We start from the raw sequence: 1463 nt of genomic DNA on the forward strand, positions 1-1463 counted from the left end.
TAAAATGTACCCTATAGAGTAGACACTTAAAAAAAGTGACCTCTATAGGGTACTTTTGTTTATAATTAGAAAAAACGGGATCGGGGAAATATTAGATGAGCGATAAAATATTTACAGATAAAGAAATTGATCTACTTTCCAAAAACCAACACGTAAAGTCAGTTAGTACAAAAGGGATCACTTACACCCATGAGTTCAAGCGTATTTTTATTTCGGAAAATATGAAAGGAAAATTACCTAGACAAATATTTGAAGAGTGTGGATTTGATATAGAAGTGATTGGAATGAAAAGAGTTCAAGCAGCTGGTAGTAGATGGCGTACTGCATATAGAGAGAATGGTGAACTTGGTCTTCGTGACACGAGATCTGATAGCTCAGGAAGACCTTTAAAAAGAGAACTAACTTTGGAGGAAAAGAACGCTCGTTTAGAAGCAGAAATTAATCTACTTAAAGCTGAAAATGAACTACTAAAAAAGATTCGTTTTTTAGAAGGGAGGATGAGGTAGTAGTTATTTCTCCTAGCCAAAAATATACTCTAATACGTTCCATAATTGAAAAGTTTGAATTAAAACATATGGTAACTTACCTATGTAAGATTGCTGGCGTATCAAGAAGTGGTTATTATAATTACTTTTCTATTAAGTCACAAGAACGAAGAAAGCAACAAGATGAAATGGATGAAATTTTAAGGGTAAATATATTAAAGGCTTATCACTTTAAACGGTATAAAAAAGGGGCACGTCAAATCAAGAATACATTGGCGGGTCAATTTAAGATTGTCTACAATTTGAAACGTATACGAAGAATCATGAAAAAATACGGTATAGTTTGCCCATTTAGAAAGGCAAATCCCTACAGACGAATGATGAAGGCTACAAAAGAACATAGGGTTGTGCCAAACCGATTGAATCGTCAATTTAAACAAGAAGTACCTGGGAAATCTCTTCTAACAGATATAACCTATTTAAAATATGGTAAAGGTCAGAAAGCATATTTATCAACAATCCTAGATAGTTCAACAAATGAAATACTGGCATACCATGTTTCAGACCAAATAACAATGGAGTTAGCTACAGATACTCTTCGAAAGTTAAAAAGAAATCGTAACTTTAAGAAAGTAGAAGGTTCACTTATTCATTCAGATCAAGGAACACATTATACACACCCAGACTTTCAAAAACTAGTAAAAAAACTAGGGTTAATTCAATCAATGTCTAGACGTGGAAACTGTTGGGATAACGCTCCACAAGAATCATTTTTTGGCCATTTTAAAGATGAAGCCTCTATTAAGTCATGTCAAAATTTAGATGAGCTTAATAAAGAAATAAAACAGTATATGAACTATTACAATCATTATAGATATCAGTGGAATTTAAAGAAGATGACCCCTGTACAATACAGAAATCATCTCCTTAAAACTGCATAGTCTTTTTTTCAATGTCCTTTACAAAGGGTACATTTTA

General features: G+C 32.7%; 1 protein-coding gene. It reads left to right on the forward strand.

The window, feature by feature from the left end:
- Nucleotides 1-95: 95 nt before the first annotated feature.
- Nucleotides 96-1426, forward strand: a protein-coding gene (locus CN925_RS20770; protein ID WP_286138573.1) for an IS3 family transposase whose coding sequence is annotated in 2 segments (ribosomal slippage) — nucleotides 96-483 and nucleotides 483-1426 — 1332 coding nt in all. Because the reading frame shifts where the segments join, the coding sequence is not laid out codon by codon here.
- Nucleotides 1427-1463 lie beyond the last annotated feature (37 nt).

The organism is Bacillus sp. AFS055030 (assembly GCF_002574545.1).
Lineage (GTDB): Bacteria > Bacillota > Bacilli > Bacillales > Bacillaceae_G > Gottfriedia.